We start from the raw sequence: 22,536 nt of genomic DNA, 5'->3' as shown, positions 1-22,536 counted from the left end.
TCAACCACCAAGAAATCTGTGAACTTCCGCGGACACGACGCCCCGGATCTGCGGCGCATCTCCCGCCGCGCCATCGCGGATCAGATCGAACCGCCCATCGCGCCCGACCAGAGTCAGCCCGGCCGGGGCCGGATGGGCGCAACCCTTGGCGCAGCCCGCGACATGCAGATGCACGCGCGGCGGCAGCCACCCGGCAAGCGCGCGGGCTAGGCTGCGGGTCTCGACACTGGCCTGAGGACAGCCCGGCGCGCCGGTGCAGGCCCAGACCCGCAGGATCGGGTCGTGGGGATCGCGGATCAGTGCCGATGATTTCAGCCCGAGAGCCGCGCGGTCCGGCAGAAAGATCATCCGCCACGGCGTGATCCGCAGCACATTTGCGCCACTCTGGGCCAAAGCGCGCAGATCCGCTGCCGAGAGAATCCCGAATGCGGCCGCAACACAGATCCCGCCCCCTATCCGCCCCGGAACGGCTTTCGCCGCACTCGGCCTGGGCAGCTCATCCCCGCGCAGCCCTTCGGGCAATGCGGCCCCCCCCGCCAGATGCCGCCTCATCCGGCCCCGCCCATCTGCACCGACCCCGCCCGAGGCGATGAACCATGCGCAGAGATCCAGCGCCCGCGCCGCGGCGCAGGCGGCGTCGGGCACCGGCAGGCCCGTCGGGCACCCGTCCGCGCGCAGGATCAACCCGGCCCCGCCCGCCTCGATGCGGATATCGGCGCTGATCTGCGCCAGATGCCGCTGCGGCGCGCAATCGAGCGCGAAGCCGAATTTCGAGGGCAACGACGCGAAACGCGGCGAAGTCAGGCCCTCGGAGATCAGCGCGGCGACGCGGTCCGCCTCGTCGGTCCTGCGAAAGGGGTTCAGCACGAAGTTCCGTCGCCCTTCAGCGGCCGCGTCGCCCGCAATCAGCCCCAGCCCCTCGAGCGCCATCAGCAGAGCATCGTGACCCGAGCCTGCGATCCCGCGCAGTTGCAGATTGGCGCGGCTGGTCAGTTCGATGCTGCCGGTGGCATGGGCATCTGCCAGATCGGCCAAGCCTTGGGCCTGGCGGGGTGTCAGCTGCCCCATCGGCGGTTGGATGCGAAGGACCAGCCCGTCGCCCGCCATCATCGGGCGGCGCGCGCCCGGGCACCAGCCGCGAATGACCGGCCCGCTCATGGCCGCAAGTCCGCAAGGATCGAGTTGCGGCGCGATACCCAAAGCCCCGCCGCATACAATTGCGCAAACCGGTTGCGCATGGCCGCCAGCGCCTGCGGATTGGCCTCTTGCAGGAAAGCCGCGACAGGCGGATCGCCCAAAGTCGCGTCCCAGAACATGTCGAAAAGATGCGGCGAGACCGCGCGCGCCAGATGGGCAAAGGCAGCCATGTTTTCCAAGGTGGCGGCAATCTCGGCCGCACCTCGGAAACCGTGGCGACACATCCCCGCGACCCAGCCGGGATGGGCGGCGCGGGCATAGGTGACGCGGGCGATTTCCTCGGCCAGAGGGCGGGCGCGAGGGCGCGCGGGATTGGTGCTGTCCAGATGGAACAGCGCGGCATTCCCGCCCGCCACCTGCTGGGCAGCGGCGAAACCAGCCTCATGGCTGGCATAATCCTCGGCCAGCAGCAGGTCGGTCTCGGGCAGGTCCTGCATGTGGACAAAGCTGTCAGCCGCCGCGACGCGTCGCCGAAGGCCGGCATCGTCGCGCCGCGCGTGATCGCCGTCCAGCGCCCAGCTTGACGCCGCAAGCCATGCCGCGCCAGCGGCCCTGCGGCCTTCCGTGGAATAGTCGCCAAGAAGCGGCCCCATCCCCAGCCCGAAATGCCCCGGCGCGGGACCGTAGACATGCGGGATCGCCTTGCCCAGATAGGGGTTCCAATCGGCAGCCTCATCCCGCGCGGCCAAGGCGCGGACGGCCTGCTGAAACAGCGCGGTCAGCACGGGAAAGGCATCGCGGAACAGGCCCGAAACGCGCAAGGTCACGTCGATCCTTGGCCGTTCCAGTTCCGCTATGGGCAGAACCTCGATGCCGGTGACGCGGCCAGATGCGGCGTCCCAAAGAGGCGTGACGCCCATTAGGGCCAGCGCCATGGCAAATTCCTCGCCCGCCGTGCGCATCGTGGCCGAGCCCCAAAGGTCCACGATCACCGCTTTCGGCCAGTCGCCCTGCTCCTGCAAGTGGCTGCGGACCAGCTCATCCGCGAGCCGCTGGCCCTGCGCATAGGCGGCGGAGCTGGGCACGCCGCGCGGATCGGTGGTGAAAAGATTACGCCCCGTCGGCAGCACATCCCTGCGCCCGCGATAGGGCGAGCCTGATGGTCCCGGTTCGATCCGGCGGCCCGCGACGGCATCGAGCAGCGCCTGCCTTTCGGCATCGGCACTGGCCTCGCGGAGCATGTCGGCAGGGTCGAGGTTCCGGCCCCAGACATGCAGCCCGTCGCCGAACTGGCTTTCCTTGATATCGCAGACGAAACTGTCGATGCGGGTGATGGCCTCGGCCAGACCCGTCTCGGGCGTGATCGCCAGATCCCGCTCGACGCCGAGCGCCTGCGCCTCTTCCCTGATCCGCGCCATCAGCCGGTCGCGGCGCGGCGGATCGAGCCCGTCGGCCGTCGAGAACTCATCCAGCAGGACTTCGAGCCGCGCCAGACGGTCCGCTGTACCCGAGGGCTTCAGGGGCGGCGGGACATGGCCCAAGGTCACCGCGCCGATGCGGCGCTTGGCCTGCGCGGCCTCGCCGGGATCGTTGACGATAAAGGGATAGATCACCGGTAGATCGCCGATCAGCGCCTCGGGCCAGCACTCGGTGGATAATGCAACCGATTTGCCCGGCAACCATTCCAGCGTGCCATGCGCTCCGATATGGATCAGCGCATCGGCCTGTGTTCGCAACCACAGATGGAACGCGACATAGGCGTGGCGGGGCACGCGCGCGAGGTCGTGATATTCTGCCGCGCGTTGGTCCGGCAGGCCGCGCTCGGGCTGCAGCGCGACCAGCACATTGCCCCGGCGCAGCGCGGCGAAGGTAAAGCCAGAGGCATCGGTATCGGGATCGGAAACCGGATCGCCCCATACCTGAAGGAGCTGATCCTGAAGGCGCTGCGGCAGGGCTGAAACCGCGTCCAGATATTCCTGCATTGGCCAGTGCAAACGTTCGGTTGCCAGCGCGGTCAGCGGGGCGTCGCACTCGACCGGATGACCGGCCCCAGCCAGGTCCTGCAGGATGGCGTCAGCGGAAGCGAGCGCGTCCAGCCCCACGGCATGGGCCATGTTCCATTCGCGGCCGGGATAGGTGGAAAGCACCAGAGCCAAGCGCCGTTTCACCGGATCGAGGCGGCCCAGACGGTGCCAAGCGGTGACACGATCCGCGATTGCGGCGATGCGCCCGTCATCGGGCGCGTGCAGGTGATGGGCGAACTCGGTTTCGGGGTCGCGCGGCCCCGGCTGCTTGAACGACGCCACGCCCGCGAAAACGCGGCCATCGACTTCGGGCAGGACGACATGCATGGCCAGATCGGCCGGGGAAAGGCCTCGATCCGAAGCCTGCCATGCCGCGTGCTCAGACGTCGCGAGGGCGACCTGAAACACCGGAACCTGCGCGGCATCGAGCGGCGAGCCGCCCTCTTCCCGCGCCGAAAAACCCGTGGCGTTCACGACGGCGACAGGGCGAAGTTCCGCCAGTTGCGCCCTGACCCAGTCCCCGGCCAGTGCTGCCTTGAGAGACGGCACGAACAGCCCCAGGACACGATAGCCGCGCGTCCGAAAGGCCTGCGCCAGGGCCTCGATCGGGGCCATATCCCCCGCGGCCAGATAGGCCCGGTAGAAGGTGATCACCACCAGAGGTGCTGCGGGATCGCCCGCTTCCGGCGTCCAGATGCCGCAATCGGGCAGCACATCCGGCGCGGCGGGGGCGAGAGCCTCATGCCCGACCCCAGAGGCCATGAGCCGAAGCGCCGTCAGGGCGTTTCCAGGCCCTCCGGCGTCGCATAGCCCGGCAAGTCTGCGCAGCATCTCGGCATCGACCGTCGAGACCTGATCCAATGCCGGATCGGGTCGCCCATCCGCCGGCAGCACGGCGAGCGCGATGCCCTTCTGCCGCGCCAGCAGACCGATCTGCTGCAACCCGTAGGGCCAATAGGAAACGCCGCCGATCAGCCGGATCAGGATGGCGCGGCTGCCCGACAGGGTATTCTCGACATAGGTATCGACCGAAAGCGGGTGTTTCAGCGCCGCGATATTGGCGAGCCGCAATCCGGGAAAACCCTCGCCCGCCAGCTTGTGCGCTGCCGCGAATGCCCCCAGATCGCTGTCCGAGAAGGACAGGACGATCAGGTCGGCAGGGCTTTGACCAAGATCGCGCGGGATCTCGGTTTCCTCAAGCCCGTGGCTTTCGCGGAAAACGACATGCATCGCGGGGCCTCAGACCGCCGCTGTTTCGGGCAGCAGGGCCGCGCGGATGGCGGCCTCGTCGATGTCGTGATGCTCGGCGATGACCACGAGACGCCCTTGGCGCGCCTCGGCCGGTTGCCAAGGCCGGTCGAATTGATGACGCACCCTCGCGCCTACGGCCTGCACCAGCAGGCGCATCGGCTTGCCGGTCACGGCGGCATGGCCCTTGACGCGCAGGATGTTCTGGCGCTGCGCCAGTTCCTCGATCCGGGCGACAAGCTCGGCGGGATCGGCAAGTTCGGGGATCTCGATCACCACGCTGGCAAAGTCGTCATGCTCGTGATCCTCGGCCCCGTCATGATGGCTGGGACGGGCCGCGAGATTATCCTCGGCGGCCGCGCCAAGCCCAAGGATCACGCGGGGATCGACGGCACCCTCGGCCACCTCGACGATGGGCAGGGCACGCGGAGCCTCGGCCAGAATTGCGGCGCGGGCCTTGGCGACGCCTTCGGGTCCGGCCAGATCGGGCTTGGTCAAGAGCACGATATCGGCGCAGGCAATCTGGTCCTCGAAGACCTCGGAAAGCGGGGTGTCGTGGTCGATCCCTTCATCTGCCAGACGCTGGCGGTCCACCGCCGAGACATCGGGGGCGAAGCGGCCCGCCGCCACGGCCTCGGCATCAGCCAGCGCGATCACCCCGTCCACGGTGATGCGCGAGCGGATCGCGGGCCAGTCAAAGGCGCGCAGCAGGGGTTTCGGCAGCGCGAGGCCCGAGGTCTCGACCAGGATGTGATCGGGGCGCGGCTCAAGCGCCATCAGCCGCTCGATCGTGGGGATGAAATCATCGGCCACCGTGCAGCAGATACAGCCATTCGCCAGTTCGACGATATTCTCGGCGGGGCATTCGGGGATGGCGCAGCTTTTCAGGATCTCGCCATCGACGCCGACCTCGCCGAATTCGTTGACGATGACCGCAAGGCGCTTGCCGCCCGGATTGCGCATCAGATGCGAGATCAGAGTCGTCTTGCCCGAGCCCAGAAAGCCGGTGATGACGGTGACGGGAAGTTTCTCGAGATTGGCCATTCAGATCGTCTCCAAGGGCGGGATGCGGGCGATGCAGTTCTTGCGGAAATGCTCGGGACGCTCGCGCCACGGGACGAGCCCGTCAGCGGCGTCGAGATAGCGGGCGAGCCCCTCGCGGATCACCTCGACCTGCCCGGCATCGAGATTGCCATAGACATAGGTCCAGCGCCCCGCCCCCCGCAGCGCAATGGTGCAGCCGCGCGAGCAGTTGGAAAGGCATTCGACAGGGGTGACGGCGACCGCCTCGGGGGCGGCTTCGGTGAGGGTGCGGAAAAGCACCTCGCCCTCGGTCTGGTTGCAGCGGGTGCAGATCAGCAGCTCGATCTGCGATGCCTGTGCGGTCATGGTCCTCGCGTGCCCCACAAAATAACGGCAGGGCAATGGCGAGCGAGCGGCGAAGACGCCGCTTGTCCCACACCGGAGCACCCCGCCCGGTTGAATACTTCACTGCTGGCAGGTCTCCCGGCTTGCGGATCTCGGAGCCTTGCTCCGGCGGTCATCCTGCCTTCCCGGTCCTTTGGACCAGTGGCCTTGGATGCCCTTTCCACTCACGGTCGCGGGGGCGGCTGCGCTCTGGGCTGAAACCAGCCTTGCGCATTCCCATTTTCACCTGTTTGCACAGGCACCAGCACCGCTGCTATGGTCCGGCCCGACAGGACTTGTCAAGCGAATGAGGGCCCCGCATGCAGGACGATGCCGCGCGTCACAGCGAAAAAATGCGCAAGATCAAGGCCGCGCGCGACAAGATGATGGCAACCAAGACCGAGGAAAAGGGCCTGATCATCGTCCATACCGGTCCGGGCAAGGGCAAGTCCTCGTCGGGCTTCGGCATGATCCTGCGCTGCATCGCGCATGGCATGCCCTGCGCCGTGGTGCAGTTCATCAAGGGCGGGCGCGACACTGGCGAGCGGGCGCTGTTGCGGACGCGTTTCGCGGATGAGTGCCGCTTTTTCGTCTCGGGCGAGGGCTTCACTTGGGAAACGCAGGACCGCGACCGCGACATCGCTGCGGCACAGAACGGCTGGCGGATCGCGCGCGAGCAGATCCTTGATCCCTCGATCAGCTACGTCCTGCTCGATGAGATCAACATCGCCTTGCGTTACGGGTATCTCGATGCGGATGAGATCGTGGAGTTCCTGCTGAACCAAAAACCCGCGATGACCCATGTCTGCCTGACCGGGCGCAACGCGCCTGCGGAACTGATCGAGGCCGCAGATCTGGTGACCGAGATGGCGCTGGTCAAGCACCCCTTCCGCGCGGGCATCAAGGCCCAGCCCGGCGTCGAATTCTGAACATGGGCCGCGCATTGATGATCCAGGGGACCGGCAGCAATGTCGGCAAGTCCCTTCTGGTGGCGGGCCTCTGCCGGGCGGCGCGGCTGCGCGGGCTGTCGGTCGCGCCCTTCAAGCCGCAGAACATGTCGAACAATGCCGCCGTGACCTCGGATGGCGGCGAGATCGGGCGCGCGCAGGCCTTGCAGGCGCTGGCCTGCGGGACCCTGCCGCATACCGACATGAACCCTGTCCTACTGAAGCCCGAGACCGAGACCGGCGCGCAGGTCATCGTGCAGGGCAAGCGCCTGACCAGCACCCGCGCGCGCGATTATGGCGCGCTGAAGCCGCGTTTGATGGAGAGCGTGCTTGAAAGCTACCACCGCCTGCGCGCCGCGCATGATCTGGTGCTGGTCGAAGGCGCGGGCAGTCCCGCCGAGGTCAATCTACGCGCGAATGACATCGCCAATATGGGCTTTGCCCGCGCTGCCGATGTTCCGGTCGTGCTGGCGGGCGACATCGACCGTGGCGGTGTCATCGCCCAGATCGTCGGCACGAAAACCGTGATCGACCCGGCGGATGCTGCGCAGATTTCCGGATTTCTGATCAACCGCTTCCGTGGCGATCCTACACTTTTCGATGATGGTTATGCCCTGATCGAGCTTCGGACCGGCTGGCGCGGCTTCGGGGTCTGCCCGTGGTTTCAGGACGCATGGAAGCTGCCCGCCGAGGACGCGCTGGATATTCGCAGCACCAACGGCACGGGTGCCCTGCACATTGTCTGCCTGCAAATCTCTCGCATCGCGAATTTCGACGATCTCGACCCGCTGTCGCAGGAACCGGGCGTGCGGTTGACCATGCTGCCCCCCGGCCAGCCAATCCCCGGCGATGCGGGGCTGGTGATCCTGCCCGGCTCGAAATCGACGCAAGGCGATCTGGCTTTCCTGCGCGAGCAGGGCTGGGATATCGACCTGATCGCGCATCACCGGCGCGGCGGGCGTATCCTGGGCATTTGCGGCGGCTATCAGATGCTGGGGCAAAGCGTCGCCGATCCCGAGGGGATCGAGGGTCCTGCGGGCGAGACGCCCGGTCTGGGCCTCCTCGACATCGCTACGGTGATGACCGCAGACAAGCGCGTCACTGAAACCCACGCCATCCATGCGGCAACAGGGCTTCTCTGCCGGGGCTACGAGATCCATCTTGGCCGCAGCATCGGGCCAGATTGCGCCCGCCCCTTCGCCCATGTCGCGGGCCAGCCCGAGGGCGCGACCAGCCGCGACGGGCGGATCGCAGGTACCTATCTGCACGGGCTTTTCCGCGACGATGCCTTTCGCGCCGCCTATCTGCGCAATTTCGGCGTCGTTACGGAAACGGGCTATGACGCGACGGTCGAAGCGGTCCTGGACGCGCTTGCGGCGCATCTGGAACGGCATCTGGATGTGAAAGGGCTAATCGCGCTGGCCCGTTAGCGCCCTTTCGAGCCGGTGCCAACCGGTTTCGTCCCCCGGCAGGCCGAGCCGGATCCAATGTGCAGAATAGGGAAAGATCCGGGTCCAGATCCGCGCCCGGGCCAGTCGGTCCTGCGCGGCATGCGCATCCGGGCTGTCATAGGTCCGGAACAGTTCCGTGCCCCCGACCAGCCGCCAGCCCGCCAGCCGCGCCGCCCGGTCCAGCCGATCCGCGTCCCAAGCCAGCCCCGCCGCACGGCGCAGCCGCCAGTCCCGATCGCGCAGCGCCGCGATCCCGGCATGGATGGCGGGGCCGCTGACAGCCCAAGGCCCCGCCAGCGCCGCGATGCGCTGGCTCAGCCCCGGCGCGGCCAGGGCAAAGCCCAGCCGCAGTCCCGCCAGCCCGTAGAATTTCCCGAACGAGCGCAGCACCACCACATTCTCGAGCCGCGGCAGGCGGGGGGCCAGCGACAGGCCCGGCTCGGCATCGGCGAAGCTTTCATCGACGATCAGCAGCCCGACCCGCCCGGCAAGCCCGCCCAGCCAGTCCGGATCATGGCGGCGGCCATCGGGATTGTTCGGATTGACCAGAACGGCCAGATCGGCGCCGGCCAGCGCCTCGGGGTCGCGGACCTCCTGAACCGGCCAGCCCTGCGCCGCCAGCGCGGCCCCATGTTCGTTATAGGTCGGAGCCAGGACCCGCGCGCGACCCGGCTCGGCCAGTCGCGGCACGATCTGGATCGCGGCCTGCGCGCCGCCCAGAGGGACGATGCCAGCCTCAGTCGCATAGGCCTGCCGTGCGGCCTGGATCAGCGCCTCGAGATCCGCGCCGGTCGGCAGATCGGTAAAGGCCCGCGCGGGGATTGCCGGGATGGGATAGGGCCTCGGATTGATCCCCGTCGAGAGATCCAGCCAGTCGCCTTCGCCATATTCCCGCCGCGCGCGGTCAGGATCGCCACCATGATCGCGCATCTTCATCCCCAGAACCAAGCCACCGGCGCCAATGTCGCCGCCCCAAGAACCATCGCGCGGCGGTAAAGCGCAAGCCCCCGCCGCAGATCGCGGGGGACAGGATCCTTGGCCCCGGCATTCAGCCACGGCTCATCCGCAATGCGGGTGCCATAGATTCGCGGCCCGGACAGGCGTATGCCCAACGCCCCTGCCATGGCGGCCTCGGGCCAGCCGGCATTGGGCGAGCGGTGTCGCCTAGCGTCGCGCAGCATGATGCGCATCGCCTGTTTCCGCGCGGACGAGACGATCGCGAATATCAGACCGGTCAGCCGGGCCGGTATCAGATTGACCAGATCGTCGAGCCTTGCGGCGATCTTGCCGAAATATTCGTGACGCTCGCTGCGATGGCCGATCATCGAATCCATCGTGTTGATCGCCTTATAGACGGCAATCCCCGGCAGCCCGGCGACCGCCCCCCAGAACAGCGGCGCAACGACGCCGTCGGAGGTGTTTTCGGCAAGGCTCTCAAGTGCGGCGCGCGCAATCCCGGCCTGATCTAGCTGCGCCGGATCGCGGCCAACGATCATCGACACGGCCCGCCTTGCCTCGGCCATGTCCCCTTGGGCCAAGGGGCGCGCGACAGCGGCGACGTGATCGTGAAGCGCGCGCGCGGCGACCAGCGGCCACGCAAGAAAGCCTCCCATCACGACGCCCGCCCAGCCTTGCGGCAGCGCCGCTTGCAGGATCAACGCGGGGATCAGCGCCGCGGCCAGCACGATCAGCACGGTCGCGCCGCCTTTCAGGATCAGGCAAGCGGGCCGCCCGCCATCGTTCAACCGCCGGTCAAGCCACCCGATCAGCCGCCCCAGCCAGGTGACGGGATGACCGACCGCCTGAAAGACACGCTGCGGCCAGCCCAGCAGCGCATCGACCCCGAATGCCACCAGCATCATGGCCGCGAAACTCATGCCGCTGCTCCCGTGTCGAAGCGCAAGATCCGGGAATAGCCCGCGGCCCGCAGCGCGGGCGCGATGCCCTCGGGCACGGCGTCGGGCGCAAAGATCAGCCCCCGCGCCGAGCCGGTATGCGCCCGGACATGGCCAAGCGCGCCGAGCCTTTGCGCCAGATCCTCGGTCGGGTCGGCTGCGGGACCCCGCATCCGGCTGCATCTTCGCGCCGATTCCGAAGCGATCCGCGCGACCTCGACCAGATCCGGACCCGCATGCCAGCGCGCGACCAGATCCGAGACCTCGGGGAAAGCCAGATCGCGGGGGTCGGTCCGCTGCGGATCGCCCCAGAAACCGCCGATGATGACAGCTTGGGGTGGGGCAGGAAGCGGCGCGATCACCTTCGCCTGACGCGGGGCCCAGAGCACCCTGTCAGGGTATGGAAGCATCAGGGGATCGCTGGCCCCTTCGACCGCCAGGCAGGCATCTGCAAGTTCCGCGGCATCGTCATGGCCCGCCGCCCGCGCCAGCGCCACGAGCGCGGCGGTCGAGGCCCCTGCTCCGCCGCCCGGCGGCATCCCTGCCTCCAGCCGATATTCCGCCTTGGGCAGCCCCAGCAGATCAAAGAGCCGGTCGATCCTTTGCGATGACAGAACGGGAGGGGACTGGATCACGCCACAGGCCCGGCTCTCCAGCCGCGCCGCGGTCACGGTCAGGGCCGGACAGCCAAGGGTGACAAGGACCAGCGGGCCATCCTGGCCGAGCCGGCCTTGCAGCCATTCCCCGAAATGACCTGCAATCCGGATCATCGTGCCGCGCAGCCTGATCCTGTGACGGGCCGATCCACAAGGGGCTGGCCGCCACATGCCCCGACATTCCGCCCCCAACGCCGCGGAGTGCTTTGGGACTGGGCTTTGGGAAACACGGATGCGACCGTCACCGGGCATCTCTCATGGCAAGCCTGGCCGGGCAATTGCCACCGCAAACGCCCCTGCCGCGGCGCGCAGCCGCGGCGCGACGGATCGGGAAAAATCTGTCCCGGTTTCTGGCCATGCCCGTCCATCCTCTGCAAAATCGCCGCCTGACTTGCATATCGCCCCGGCAAAGTCGACAGGACGAAACCTGTTGTGCGCGTGGGGGTGGATGGCTATCTGACCGAAGTCGGTTTCCGAGAGGAATCAAAAGGGAATCCGTCGGGACAGAAATGCCTCGAAACTGGACTGCTCCCGCAACTGTAGGCGGCGAGCAGGATGCGAAACAGCCACTGTGACCTTCAGGTCATGGGAAGCCCCCATCCCGCGATGACCCGCCAGACCTACCGACAAATGAAGCCATAACGATCCGGGCGGGGTGCCCGGGGAGGTGCCAGATGCTTCACGCCTGCCGACCCGTCGGGCCGATTTCCGTCTCTGCGTTCCGTCACCGGGCGCGGCCTTCGCATGGTCATTTCCCAAACGCTCTGTTCGCATCCAGACCGGAGCCCCGAGATGACGCTGAAATCCATCCTGACCGGCCTGTTGCTGGCCGGAGCCTGCGTCCTGCCCGCCGCGGCCGAAACGACCTATCCGCTGAATCTGTCGAATTGCGGGGTCGATCTGTCCTTTGACAAGGCCCCAGCGCCGTGACCGTCGGTCAGGCCACGACCGAGATCCTCTATTCGCTGGGCCTTGCCGAGAAGGTCATGGGCACCTCGGTCTGGTTCACCGAGGTTCTGCCGCAGTTCAAGAACGCGAATGCCAAGATCGAGCGTCTGGCTGACAATGACCCCAGTTTTGAAAGCGTCGTCGCCAAGCGTCCGGGCCTCGTGACCGTGCAGTATGAATGGCATATCGGCCCGCAAGGCATCGTCGCCACCCGCGAGCAATTCGCCGACCTGAAGATCCCGACCTATGTGCTGCCCTCGGACTGCACCGGCAAGGACAACAGCAAGGGCTCGGACGGCACGCGCTCGGCCATCTATGCGATGGACAGCATCTATCAGGGCGTCTCGGAACTGGGCCGGATCTTCGACGTCGCGGAACAGGGTGAGGCGCTGGTCGCCGATCTGAAATTGCGCGAGCGTGCTGCCATCGACATGGCCAAGGCACTGAATCTGAAGGATGCCTCGGCGGTCTTCTGGTTCTCGTCGGCGGAAATGGACATCGACCCCTATGTCGCCGGTCGCAAGGGTCCTCCGGGTTACATGATGGACGCCTTGGGGCTTACGAACATCATCGAAAGCGACGAGGAATGGCCGGTCGTCAGCTGGGAAACCATCGCCCGCGCCAATCCTTCGGTCATCGTTCTGGCCAAGATGGACCGCCGCCGCTTCGAGGCGGATGACTATGCAAAGAAGATCGCCTTCCTGAAATCCGATCCGGTGACCAGCCAGATGAAGGCGGTCAGGAAAGACCGCATCATCGTGCTGGACGCGCATTCCATGGACCCTTTGATCCGCAATATCGACGCGCTCGAAACACTGGCCGAGGCCTTGCCGAAGTTCGACCTGAAATGACCGAGGCGGCCATTTCGGGTAACATCGACTGGCGGCAGAAGCTGCTTGTGCGGCTTGGGCTGGGGGTGGCCGTGCTGGTGCTTGCGGTGCTGATCGGTTTCATCGTCGGAGAGACGCCGCTGCCCGTGCCGCAGGTCGCCAATGTGCTTGCCCACAAGCTTTGGGGCGCGGGGCTGACTGCCGACCCGATCGATGCGGGCATCCTCTGGAACTACCGCATGCCCCGCACGCTGGTCGCGGCGGGTTTCGGCGCAGGACTGGCGCTGTCGGGGCTGGTCCTGCAGACGCTGGTCCGCAATGCCTTGGCGGACCCCTATCTGCTGGGGGTCTCGGCCGGGGCAGTCGCCGTCACGATCATGGGCGTCGGCGCGGGGGCCATCGGCATCTCGGGCGGGGGTTTCGCGGGGGCGGCACTTGCCTTTGGCATCGTCGCGGCGCTGGCACGGGTGGCAGGCGGAGGCTCGGCCCAGCTCGTCCTTGGGGCATCGCGGGCTCGCAGCTTTTCAATGCGCTGACCAGCTTCTTCATCGCCAAATCCGCCAATGCCGAGCAGGCGCGCGGGATCATGTTCTGGCTGCTCGGAAACCTCTCGGGCGTGCGCTGGCCGGATGTGGCGCTGGCGGTTCCGGTGGCGCTGGTGGGGCTTCTGGCCTGCGCCATCCATATCCGCGCGCTGGATGCCTTCAGCTTCGGGGCCAGCGCCGCGGCATCGTTGGGGATCGCGGTGCGCCGCGTGATGGTGGTCCTTTTGGGGGCGGTCACGCTGATGACGGCGGTCATGGTCAGTCTAGTCGGAGCCATCGGCTTTGTCGGGCTGGTCGTCCCCCATGCCATGCGTTTCCTTGCCGGGGCGCGACATGGCGCGCTGGTCCGGCCTCGGCCTTGGCGGGGACGGTGTTCATGATCGCGGCGGATATCGTTTCGCGCATGCTGATCCCCGGTCAGGTCGTGCCCATCGGCGTCGTCACCGCCTTGGTCGGCGCGCCCGCCTTCGCGCTGATCCTGATCCGGAACCGGACCCGCGGATGAGGATCACCGCCACGAACCTGTCCCTGCGGGCACAGGGCCGCGCCATCATCGACGGCGTCGATCTTGAGATCGCCTCGGGCGAAACCTTCGGCCTGATCGGGCCGAACGGGTCGGGGAAATCGACGCTGCTGCGGCTGCTGGCAGGGCTCGAGCGCCGCGCCGGGGGCAAGGTCGCGCTGGACGGAGAGAGATTGCGCCGCTTGCCCCTTCGCGAGATTGCCCGCCGCCTCGCCATGGTCGAACAACAGGCCGATACTGCCGAGGCGCTGACCGCAAGGCAGGTCGTCGTACTGGGCCGCACGCCATGGCTCGGTGTGCTTTCGCCCTTTGGCCCGACCGATGCCGCCATCGTTTCGGACACGCTGCGGCAGGTCGGGATGGAAGCGATGAAGGCGCGGCAATGGTCCACCCTTTCGGGTGGCGAGCAGCAAAGCCTGCAGATCGCGCGGGCGCTTGCGCAACGCCCCCGCATCTTGCTGCTGGACGAGCCGACGAACCATCTGGACATCCACCACCAGCTTGCGTTGCTGCGGCTGGTCGATGACTTGCCGCCGACCGTGGTGATCGCGCTACACGATCTCAATCAGGCGATGGGCTGCGACCGGCTGGGGGTGATGTCCCAAGGCCGCATGATTGCCTACGGCCCGCCTATCCAAATCCTGACACCCGAATTGCTGCGCACGACTTTCCGGGTCGGCGCCACCACCCTGACCGATCCGCAGGACGAGAGCACCGTCCTGCGCCTCCACGCATTGGATAATATGTGATGAAATATCTGGGCCTTCCCTTGATGCTGCTCGCCCTCCCTGCTTGGGCGAGACCCATGACGTGCATATGCTCAATCGCGGCGAGACCGGCCCGATGGTCTATGAGCCCTCCTATCTGAACATCGCGCCGGGCGACACGGTTCGCTTTCTGCCGACCCAGCCCGGCCATAATGCCGCGATGATCGAAGGCATGAGCCCCGAGGGTGCCGCACCCTTCAAACCGAAGATCAACGAGACGTTCGAGATCACCCTGTCCGCGCCCGGTGCCTATGGCATCAAATGCTCGCCGCATTATGCGATGGACATGGTCCTGCTGATCGAGGTCAGGGACAAGGCCGGCCCAGCCTTGCCCGCCGCCCTGACCGCCGCCTTGCCCAAGTGCAGCGCCGAGCGTTTTGAACATATCCTCGCGACGCGCGACGCTGCGCAGGACGAGGGGCCGACCGAGAAGGCTGCGGGCGATGGTCAAAACTCTGGCGCGACCGGGCGCATCGGACTATAGATCCGGCATCCATCCGGGGTTTTGATGCGCCAATTCGCCAGATCCTTAGCCCATTGCTTCCCGGCCCTCGGCCGGGCGGTGGCACTGGCCCTGGTGATGCCCTTTGTCCTGCTGTCGCTGATGGCGCAGGGAACGATGGTGGCGCAGGGTGCTGCGCCCGAAAGCTTCATGGTCGTGCTTTGCGCCGATCACCTGCCGGTCGAGATGGTGCTGGACGAGACCGGCAATGTCGTCCCGGACGATGAATACCGCACCCGGCAGGGCGAGCCCGTCTCCCAGACCCCCAAACCGCCCTGCGACTGGTCGTTCCATGCCCAGCCCGTGCTGGAAGGCCTGCCGATGCTGCCGCTTGTGACCGCGTCTCCCGCCGGTTCCTCTGCTCTGGCCCCCCGCCTTGATCTGCGCATGCTGCGCGCCGAGGTGCTCGCCCCTGCGGCACGCGGCCCGCCTGTCGGGTGAATTGCGCACCGCCCCTGCCGGGGGCGGAGACGACATTCACCCAGAGGTAACCCCATGACGCTCAAATTTCTCGCGGCCCCGATCCTGGGCGCGATTTTCCTTGGCAGCTTTGGCAGTTCCGCCATCGCCGAACCCGCGGCAGCCGCGCCGCTGACCATCACGCAACCCCATATCCGCGCCATGCCGCCCCAGGCGCCGGTCGCGGGCGGATATGCGATCATCGCCAATACCGGCGCGCAGGATGACCGGCTGATCTCGGCAAGCTCGCCCCGAGCCGGCGAGGTGCAGATCCACGAGATGACGATGAATGGCAATGTGATGAAGATGCGCGAACTGCCCGAGGGTCTGCCCATTCCCGCCGGCGAAACCGTCGCACTGAAACCCGGCGGATATCACCTGATGTTCCTCGGGGTCACGCAACCCTATGCCGAGGGAGAGACGGTTCCCGCGACCTTGGTCTTTGAAAAGGCGGGCAGCATCGACCTGGACTTCGAGGTCCGCCCCATGCGCGCCGCGCCCGCAGCCGGTCACGGCCACGCATCCGGGCATGCGGGCCATTAGGCCGCGCCCCCAGACCCTTTTCCGGCCTGTCCGCACGGGCCGACAGCTTTTGCGAGGACGCATGTCTGCAGAGACGAAACCCGCTCGCCCCGGCGTGAGCGATCTTTATCGGGCGGTCTGGCGCTGGCATTTCTATGCCGGTCTGCTGGTGCTGCCCTTCATGATCACCCTTTCGGTCACCGGAGCCCTCTATCTGTTCCGGGACGAGATCGACAATTGGTATCACGCCGATCTGAAACGAGTGCAGGTGCAGGAGAGCACGCGGCTCGCGCCCTCGGCGCTGGTCGCCTCGGCGCTGGATGCGGTGCCGGGAAATGCTGTGAAATATACCAGTCCCGCGGATGCGGGTGCCGCCACCGAGATCACCGTCGCGACCGGGGACGGCAGGATCGCGGTCTATGTGAACCCCTATAGCGGGCTGGTGCTGGGGGCGATGCCAGACCGCTCGAGCCTGATGTGGACGGTGCGGACGCTGCACAGCTTCAAGTATTTCGGCACCTTCGCGCGCTATATCATCGAGATCGCGGCGGGCTGGTCGATTCTTTTGGTTGCGACGGGCATCTATCTGTGGTGGCCGCGCGGACAGAAGGGCGGCGTGGTCTCGGTCCGGGGCAAGCCGCAGCGGCGGATCTTCTGGCGCGACCTGCATGCGGTCACCGGGCTCTTCGTCGGGTTCTTCATCGTCTTTCTGGCCTTAACAGGCATGCCCTGGTCCGGCGTCTGGGGCGGCAAGGTCAATGAATGGGCGAATGGGCATAATTTCGGCTATCCGGACGGGGTAAGGGTCAATGTCCCGATGTCGGCGCAAAAGCTTGACGATCTGGCCAAAACCTCGTGGTCGCTGGAACAGGCGCAGATCCCCGAAAGCACCGGCAGCGGCGTAGCTTTCACGCTGGACGATGCGGTTGCCAGGTTCGAAAAATTGGGTTTGCATCGGGGCTTTAGCGTTGGTCTGCCGCAAAAGCCCGAAGGCGTGTTCAGCGGCTCGGTCTATCCCGACGATCTGAGCCAACAGCGCGTCGTGCATCTGGACCAATATTCCGGCGAGGCGCTTCTGGACATGAGCTATGCCGATTACGGTCCAATGGGCAAATGGCTGGAATGGGGCATCAACACCCATATGGGCCAGACCTTCGGTCTACTGAACCAGTTGATCCTGCTCGTCGCTTGCGCGGGGATCGTGCTGCTGGCGGTGTCTGCCGCGGTGATGTGGTGGAAGCGGAGGCCCTCGGGTTCTCTGGGCGTGCCGCCCTTGCCGCAGGATCGGCGGGTATTTCGCGGGCTGATCGCGATGCTCGCGGTCGGAGGGCTGCTCTTTCCGCTGGTCGGGCTTTCGCTCATCGTGATGCTGGTGCTGGACACCGCCGTCGTCCGTCTGCGCATGACAGGCCGCGCCGCAAGCGCCTGAGGCGGGCCTGCCCCGCCTTTTCCAGGACTGTGTCGTCCTGTGGCTCACCGCAACGTATATTGACCCCGGCCGGCCTTCGGGCAAAGGGGGCACCGGAAAAACCTGACCGCGAGACCGAGGATAGATGCTGCGCCCCGAACGATACGCTGATGACTGGACCGCCCGTGAACCCCGGCCTGCCGGGCGCGCCCGTGGCGCCGTCGCCGCCTTGCTCGCGGCGCTGAGCGGCGCGTGTCTGGCCGCGGCTCCGGCGGCCGCCCATCCGCATGTCTTTATCGAGGCGGATGCGGCGCTGATCTTCGACCAATCCGGCCGGCTCGAGGCGATCCGCGTCACCTGGACCTATGACGAGTTCTACAGCCTGATGATGATCGAGGACGGCCAGCTCGACAGCAATGGCGACGGCACGCCCGAGGCCGAGCGTCTTGCCGCCTTCGCCGGCCAGGACGTCGATTGGGCGGCGGGCTTTCCCGGCCATATCCTGGTCGAGCAGGGCGCGACTTTGCCCCTCGATCCGCCGCTGGAGCATGAGGCCGCCTATGCCAAGGGCCGGATCGTGACCTCGCATCTGCGCCCATTGACCGAACCGTTGGCGGTGACGGCCGCGCAACCCTTGCGGCTGCGGCTTTACGATCCGGAATATTTCGTGGCCTACGACACGCCGCGTGCCCCGAGCATCGAGGGCCGCAGCGACTGCAAGGTGACCCGCCACGCACCCGACAGCAGCGGACAGGGCGAGCTTCTGGCCGCCTTGCAGGATCTCGACATGACGGCCGATTCCATCTCGGTCATGGAGATGCCGGATGTCGGCATCACCTTTGCCGAAGGGTTCGAGGTCACATGCGGCGCGCGCTAACCCTTGGGGCCGGGCTCGCGGCGCTTGGACTTCTGCTGGTCATCTGGCAGCATCACGCGCAGATCGCCGGCTGGGCGATTGCGATGCAGCGCGAGGCTCAAAACGGCCTCGCCCGGCATTTGCAGGCGCTGAAGGCCGGGTATGGCGGGGCGCTTGCCGCGCTGATGGCGCTGTGTTTCGGCTACGGCTTCGTCCATGCCGTCGGTCCGGGGCATGGCAAGTTTCTGGTCGGGGCCTATGGCGCCACACGACCAGTCGGGCTGAGGCGGCTGGTTTTCGCAACATTCGCCTCTTCGCTCGGGCAGGCGGTGACGGCGCTGGCGCTGGTGCTGGGCGGGATCGGGCTGTTTTCCCTGACCCGCCAGCAACTGACCGGGCTGGCGGAAACCACCCTGACCCGGGTCAGCCTGATCTCGATCCTGCTGATCGGCCTCTGGCTCGTGCTGCGCGGCATGCGCCGCGGCGCGCGACTGATCGCGGCGGGCCGGTCGGCCAGAGAGCCGCGGCGCGCGCATCGTCATGGCGAGCACGCTCATGATCACACGCATGGTCACTGCGAAGCCTGCGGCCATGCCCATGCGCCTTCGCCGCAGGATCTTGCCAGCGCGTCCTCGTGGCGCGAGCTTGCCGCGGTCATCCTTGCCATTGCGATCCGCCCCTGCAGCGGCGCGATCCTGCTGCTGGTCCTGACCTGGCAGATGCAGATCCTGCCCGCGGGCATCGCGGGCGTCTTTGCCATGGCCAGCGGAACCGCATGCCTGACCCTGCTGGTCGCGGTCATGGGACATGCCCTGCGCAAGGGCGCGATATCGGGGCTGGCGCAATCCGTGCTGCTGCGCATTGTCGGTTCGGCAATCGAAACCGCGGCCGGTCTGGCCGTCGCGCTTTTGGCGGTCGAGGGGCTGGGGCTGGTCTGACGCCCCACCGGCACGATCCCGGCAGGCCCGGCCGGGATGCATCTTGGCCACAGGACCCGAGTTTTTTTGTCTGCTATCCCTTCAATGCTTACTCTTTTTATAGGATAAGCAGACAAGGGCTGCGCCTGACCAGAAAACGGACAAGAGAATGAAACCGAGAAATTTCCTCGCCATGCTGCTGGGCGGCGTCACTTTTGCAGGCATGCTGCATGCCCAAGACGCGCTCGAACTGGAGCCGGTCATTCTGGAGGCGGAAAGCGATGAGACGCTGCAACAGAACGGCTATATCGCGATCTCGGGACGGCAGGCGACGCGGGTCGAAACGCCGATCCAGCGCCTGCCCCAGGCGGTCAGCGTCATCACCCAGGATCAATTGCAGGATCAGGCGCCGCGCACCATGCTTGAGGCGCTGAATTATACGGCCTCGGCGACGCCGGGAAATTACGGCTATGACACGCGCTACGATTCATTTTGGCTGCGCGGTTTCCCGGCATTTCAGACCGGCGTGTTCCGCGACGGCTTGCGCAGCTTCAACGGGCTGTCCGCCTGGTATCGCAACGACCCCTATACGCTCGAAGGGATCGCCGTGCTCAAGGGTCCGGCCTCGTCCATGTTCGGGGTCAGCACGCCGGGCGGCTTGGTAAATGTCGTGAGCAAGCGCCCCAAGGACACGCCCTATAACGAGACCCGCCTAAGCTTTGGCAGCCATTCCCGCGTCGAGGCCGCCGTCGATTTCACCGGCCCGCTGGATGCGACCGGCGACACGCTTTACCGCTTTGTCGCTCTGGCCCGCGATGCCGATACCCATATCGACGGCTATGCCGATGACCGCATCCTGCTCGCCCCCTCGGTCAGCTTCCGACTTGCCGATGATCAAAGGCTGCTGGTGAGCGCCGAATATGCCAAGGACCAGACCGGCGCCGTGGCCTATTACCATTTCGGCGAGGATCTGGACGTCACCGATGCCCCGGCGGGCGACCCGGATTACAACCGCTTCGATCTGGAGCAATTCCGCATCGGCTATGAATATAGCTGGGAGATATCCGAGGACACCCAGCTGCGCCAAAGCTATCGCTGGAGCAAGGTGCGCGCCGATATGCGCTATGGCACGCGCTACGGGATCTATCCCGATCTGCTGCCCGGCTATTGGGAACGCTATCACGAGACGGCAAAATCCCATGTCCTCGACCTGATGCTGGAACACAGGCTCACGACCGGGGATTTCCAGCACAGCCTGGCCTTCGGGGTCGATTATCTGCGGGGCGAATATAGCGCGGATTACGGCGGAACCGCGCTGGGTCAGGCCGCGAACGAGGCGCTGGTCGCCCCCTTCTATGCCGCGCGCGAGCAGGTTCAGACCGGCGTCTATGTCGCCGACCAGATCGAGCGCGACGCGCTGACCCTCTCGCTTTCGGCGCGCTATGACTGGGTCGATACCGATTATTCCGATGCCGTCTATGGCACCACGACCGTCACGTCCGGCGAGCAAAAGGACGAGGCTTTCACCGCGCGTCTGGGTGTCTCCTACGAGATGGCGAATGGCGTGACGCCCTATGCCAATATCGCAAGTTCCTTTGCCCCGAACGTGGCGCAGGTCTATGACGACGGTTCCGACCCGACCGGCAGCCCTGCCGATCCGACCGAGGCGCTGCAAAAGGAGATCGGCGTCAAATACGCCCTGCCCGACCAGCGCAGCGTGATCTCCGCCGCATTGTTCGACATCCGTCAGGATAATGGCATGGTGCTGGTCGTGGGCGAAGACGGGCGCAACCGTGGGCTGCAATACGACCTGACCTCGCGCGGGATCGAGTTCGAGGCGGTGAGCGATCTGGAAAACGGCGTGAGCCTGATCGCGTCCTATACCCATATGAAGGTCGAGATCAACAAGGGCAGCCCCGGCACCGAAGGCAATGAGCTTTCGGGCGTGCCGAACGACACCCTGTCGCTTTTCGTGAAATATGAACCGCAATCCGGCGCGCTGGAAAATGTCGGGCTGATGGCCGGGATGCGCTATATCGGCAAGAGCTATGGCGACGATCTGAACACGATCGAGAATGCCAGCCGGAACTATTTCGACCTTGGGGCGCGCTATGATTTTGCCGGGCTTGGCCATGAGGGCACGCAATTGCAGCTGAATATCCGCAACCTCTTTGACCGCGAGGGCCAGACCTGCACGGCAGGCTGGTGCTATCGCGACGAGTCGCGCATGATCGATCTGAGCCTGTCGCGCCGCTTCTGAGATGGAGAGGAATCTGCGCCGCCTTGCCCTGCCGGCGGCATTGGGCACGCTGGGCGGGCTCTATGTCACGCAGAGCATTCTGGGCGGCTTCATCTGGTCCGCCCTGCCCGCATTCATGCGCGCGCAGGGCATGGCGCTGGAACATCTGGGGTTTCTCTCGCTTCTGGTGCTGCCCTGGGCGCTGAAGTTCCTCTGGAGCCCTTGGGTCGAGCGCTGGCGGCGTCCAAAGGGGCGCGCGCCCCGGACCAAGGCGCTGATCGCCTCGGGCGGCGGCCTGGTCATGGCCGCCCTCTTGGTCATGTCGGATCAAGGCGGAACGCCGCTTTTCCCGTTGATCGCGACGCTTTTCGTCATCGCGACCGCGACGGCCACCGTCGATATCGCCTGCGATGGCCATGCGGTCGAGGCATTTCCTTCCAGCGCCTATTCCTGGGCCAACATGATGCAGGTGGGCGGCGCCTATGTCGGGGCAGCGCTTGGCGGAGGGCTGGTTCTGGTCGCAATCGACCGCTGGGGCTGGCAGCCGGGCCTTGCCGTGCTGGCCGGTCTGTGCCTGACTTGCACTCTGCCATTCCTGGTGCTGCGTCAACCCGCGCCGCGCAGCGAACCGGCGGCCGGCGGCGCGAGCCTGCGCCGCGCGCTTGCCCGGCCCGAATTGCGGCGCGGCCTGCTGGTCACCGCGCTTTTCGTGGCCGCGATGAAGTCCACGCTGGCCTTTTTCGGGCCGTTCCTCGTGGACAAGGGGTTCAGCCTGACCGAAGTCGGGCTTTACAGCGCCTCGGGCAGTCTGGTGGTCGGGCTGATCGGCGCGGTGCTGGGCGGTGTCGTCGTCGCCCGGCTCGGAACGCTTGCGGTCCTGATGATCGCCCTGTTCGGCCAGGCGGTCGTGCTGGCCTATTGTCTTGGCGTCGCCGCCGGGCTGCCATTGCCGCTGGGGCCATTGGCGGTGCTGACGCAGATCATCTCGAATGCCTGGCTGGCCTTTGGTTTTGTCGCGCTTTACGCCCGTTTCATGCAATGGTCCGATCCACAGCAGGCCGGCGTGGATTTCACCCTGTTCCAATGCATGGATGCTGGCATCGGCATGGTCCTGGGTGTCGTCGGGGCCCAGATCGCCGGAGTTTTCGGCTATCCCGCCCTGTTTTCCAGCGCCCTGCTCTGTTCGCTCTTCTGCGCCTATGGCATCGCGCGTCAGATCGACCTTGGCACCGCATCGGGGGTTCGATGACCCAAG

General features: G+C 66.3%; 18 protein-coding genes, 2 pseudogenes and 2 riboswitches. Of the genes and pseudogenes, 13 read left to right on the top strand and 7 right to left on the bottom strand.

Translation table 11 applies throughout. The annotated features are described in order from the left end of the window. Genes ESZ60_RS10375 through ESZ60_RS10360 form a run of 4 tightly spaced genes read right to left on the bottom strand, consistent with a single transcriptional unit; the run spans position 1 to position 5,798 of the window. The gene (locus ESZ60_RS10375; RefSeq protein ID WP_134680505.1) at positions 1-1,158 is read right to left on the bottom strand and encodes a hypothetical protein; all 1,158 of its coding nucleotides are present in this window, start codon (positions 1,156-1,158) and stop codon (positions 1-3) included. Further along, a complete protein-coding gene (gene cobN, locus ESZ60_RS10370; RefSeq protein WP_134680504.1) occupies positions 1,155-4,391 on the bottom strand; it encodes a cobaltochelatase subunit CobN in 3,237 nt (1,078 codons plus the stop codon). Before cobN ends, ESZ60_RS10375 begins: the two co-directional genes overlap by 4 nt. 9 nt (positions 4,392-4,400) lie before the next feature. Then, positions 4,401-5,453, bottom strand: coding sequence for a cobalamin biosynthesis protein CobW (gene cobW / locus ESZ60_RS10365; RefSeq protein WP_134680503.1), 1,053 nt, complete (start codon positions 5,451-5,453; stop codon positions 4,401-4,403). After that, the gene (locus tag ESZ60_RS10360; protein WP_134680502.1) at positions 5,454-5,798 is read right to left on the bottom strand and encodes a DUF1636 family protein; all 345 of its coding nucleotides are present in this window, start codon (positions 5,796-5,798) and stop codon (positions 5,454-5,456) included. A gap of 90 nt (positions 5,799-5,888) precedes the next feature. After that, positions 5,889-6,098, bottom strand: a riboswitch (cobalamin riboswitch). Positions 6,099-6,136: 38 nt separating this feature from the next. Here ESZ60_RS10360 and cobO point away from each other — a divergent pair. Next, the gene (gene cobO / locus ESZ60_RS10355; RefSeq protein ID WP_134680501.1) at positions 6,137-6,745 is read left to right on the top strand and encodes a cob(I)yrinic acid a,c-diamide adenosyltransferase; all 609 of its coding nucleotides are present in this window, start codon (positions 6,137-6,139) and stop codon (positions 6,743-6,745) included. 2 nt (positions 6,746-6,747) lie between these two features. Continuing rightward, entirely contained in the window at positions 6,748-8,193 is a 1,446-nt protein-coding gene (locus tag ESZ60_RS10350) for a cobyric acid synthase (protein WP_134680500.1), read from the top strand. On the opposite strand, the gene cobD is transcribed toward ESZ60_RS10350, so the two are convergent. From cobD to ESZ60_RS10335, 3 genes are read right to left on the bottom strand one after another with little or no spacing between them, the layout of a single operon-like run. Continuing rightward, positions 8,173-9,144 (bottom strand): threonine-phosphate decarboxylase CobD, encoded by a 972-nt coding sequence (gene cobD / locus ESZ60_RS10345; RefSeq protein ID WP_134680499.1) that lies wholly within the window; start codon positions 9,142-9,144, stop codon positions 8,173-8,175. The genes ESZ60_RS10350 and cobD overlap by 21 nt on opposite strands. 2 nt (positions 9,145-9,146) lie before the next feature. Beyond that, positions 9,147-10,091, bottom strand: coding sequence for an adenosylcobinamide-phosphate synthase CbiB (cbiB, locus tag ESZ60_RS10340; RefSeq protein ID WP_134680498.1), 945 nt, complete (start codon positions 10,089-10,091; stop codon positions 9,147-9,149). After that, a complete protein-coding gene (locus ESZ60_RS10335) occupies positions 10,088-10,879 on the bottom strand; it encodes a propanediol utilization protein (RefSeq protein ID WP_134680497.1) in 792 nt (263 codons plus the stop codon). Before ESZ60_RS10335 ends, cbiB begins: the two co-directional genes overlap by 4 nt. Before the next feature lie 336 nt (positions 10,880-11,215). After that, positions 11,216-11,407, top strand: a riboswitch (cobalamin riboswitch). A gap of 150 nt (positions 11,408-11,557) precedes the next feature. On the opposite strand from ESZ60_RS10335, the pseudogene ESZ60_RS10330 reads away from it, so the two are divergent. From ESZ60_RS10330 to ESZ60_RS10280, 11 genes and pseudogenes are all read left to right on the top strand, one after another. Further along, positions 11,558-12,564 (top strand): annotated as a pseudogene (locus tag ESZ60_RS10330) (ABC transporter substrate-binding protein). After that, positions 12,561-13,593 (top strand): annotated as a pseudogene (locus ESZ60_RS10325) (FecCD family ABC transporter permease). Before ESZ60_RS10330 ends, ESZ60_RS10325 begins: the two co-directional pseudogenes overlap by 4 nt. After that, positions 13,590-14,360 carry an ABC transporter ATP-binding protein gene (locus ESZ60_RS10320; RefSeq protein ID WP_134680496.1) on the top strand — a complete coding sequence of 257 codons (771 nt, stop codon included), beginning with the start codon at positions 13,590-13,592 and terminating at the stop codon, positions 14,358-14,360. The pseudogene ESZ60_RS10325 and the gene ESZ60_RS10320 overlap by 4 nt, the downstream one beginning before the upstream one ends. Positions 14,361-14,427: 67 nt before the next feature. Beyond that, the gene (locus ESZ60_RS10315; protein ID WP_134680528.1) at positions 14,428-14,862 is read left to right on the top strand and encodes a pseudoazurin; all 435 of its coding nucleotides are present in this window, start codon (positions 14,428-14,430) and stop codon (positions 14,860-14,862) included. 24 nt (positions 14,863-14,886) lie between these two features. Further along, positions 14,887-15,321, top strand: a complete 435-nt coding sequence (locus tag ESZ60_RS10310) for a hypothetical protein (protein ID WP_134680495.1) — start codon at positions 14,887-14,889, stop codon at positions 15,319-15,321. Positions 15,322-15,375: 54 nt separating this feature from the next. Continuing rightward, positions 15,376-15,882, top strand: a complete 507-nt coding sequence (locus tag ESZ60_RS10305) for a copper chaperone PCu(A)C (RefSeq protein ID WP_134680494.1) — start codon at positions 15,376-15,378, stop codon at positions 15,880-15,882. Positions 15,883-15,943: 61 nt separating this feature from the next. Further along, positions 15,944-17,290 (top strand): PepSY-associated TM helix domain-containing protein, encoded by a 1,347-nt coding sequence (locus ESZ60_RS10300; RefSeq protein ID WP_134680493.1) that lies wholly within the window; start codon positions 15,944-15,946, stop codon positions 17,288-17,290. A 124-nt stretch (positions 17,291-17,414) separates the two neighbouring features. Further along, a complete protein-coding gene (locus ESZ60_RS10295) occupies positions 17,415-18,146 on the top strand; it encodes a DUF1007 family protein (protein ID WP_134680492.1) in 732 nt (243 codons plus the stop codon). After that, positions 18,131-19,063: a nickel/cobalt transporter gene (locus tag ESZ60_RS10290; protein WP_134680491.1), complete on the top strand. Its 933-nt coding sequence runs from the start codon at positions 18,131-18,133 to the stop codon at positions 19,061-19,063. The genes ESZ60_RS10295 and ESZ60_RS10290 overlap by 16 nt, the downstream gene beginning before the upstream one ends. 148 nt (positions 19,064-19,211) lie before the next feature. After that, a complete protein-coding gene (locus ESZ60_RS10285; protein ID WP_134680490.1) occupies positions 19,212-21,302 on the top strand; it encodes a TonB-dependent siderophore receptor in 2,091 nt (696 codons plus the stop codon). Between the two features lies 1 nt (position 21,303). Further along, the gene (locus tag ESZ60_RS10280; RefSeq protein WP_134680489.1) at positions 21,304-22,530 is read left to right on the top strand and encodes an MFS transporter; all 1,227 of its coding nucleotides are present in this window, start codon (positions 21,304-21,306) and stop codon (positions 22,528-22,530) included. Positions 22,531-22,536: the final 6 nt, after the last annotated feature.

The sequence above is a fragment of the Paracoccus ravus genome, assembly GCF_004522175.1.
In the GTDB taxonomy this organism is placed as follows: Bacteria; Pseudomonadota; Alphaproteobacteria; order Rhodobacterales; family Rhodobacteraceae; genus Paracoccus; species Paracoccus ravus.
The sequence above is the reverse complement of the archived record's forward strand: the minus strand, read 5'-3'. Positions and strand labels throughout refer to the sequence as shown.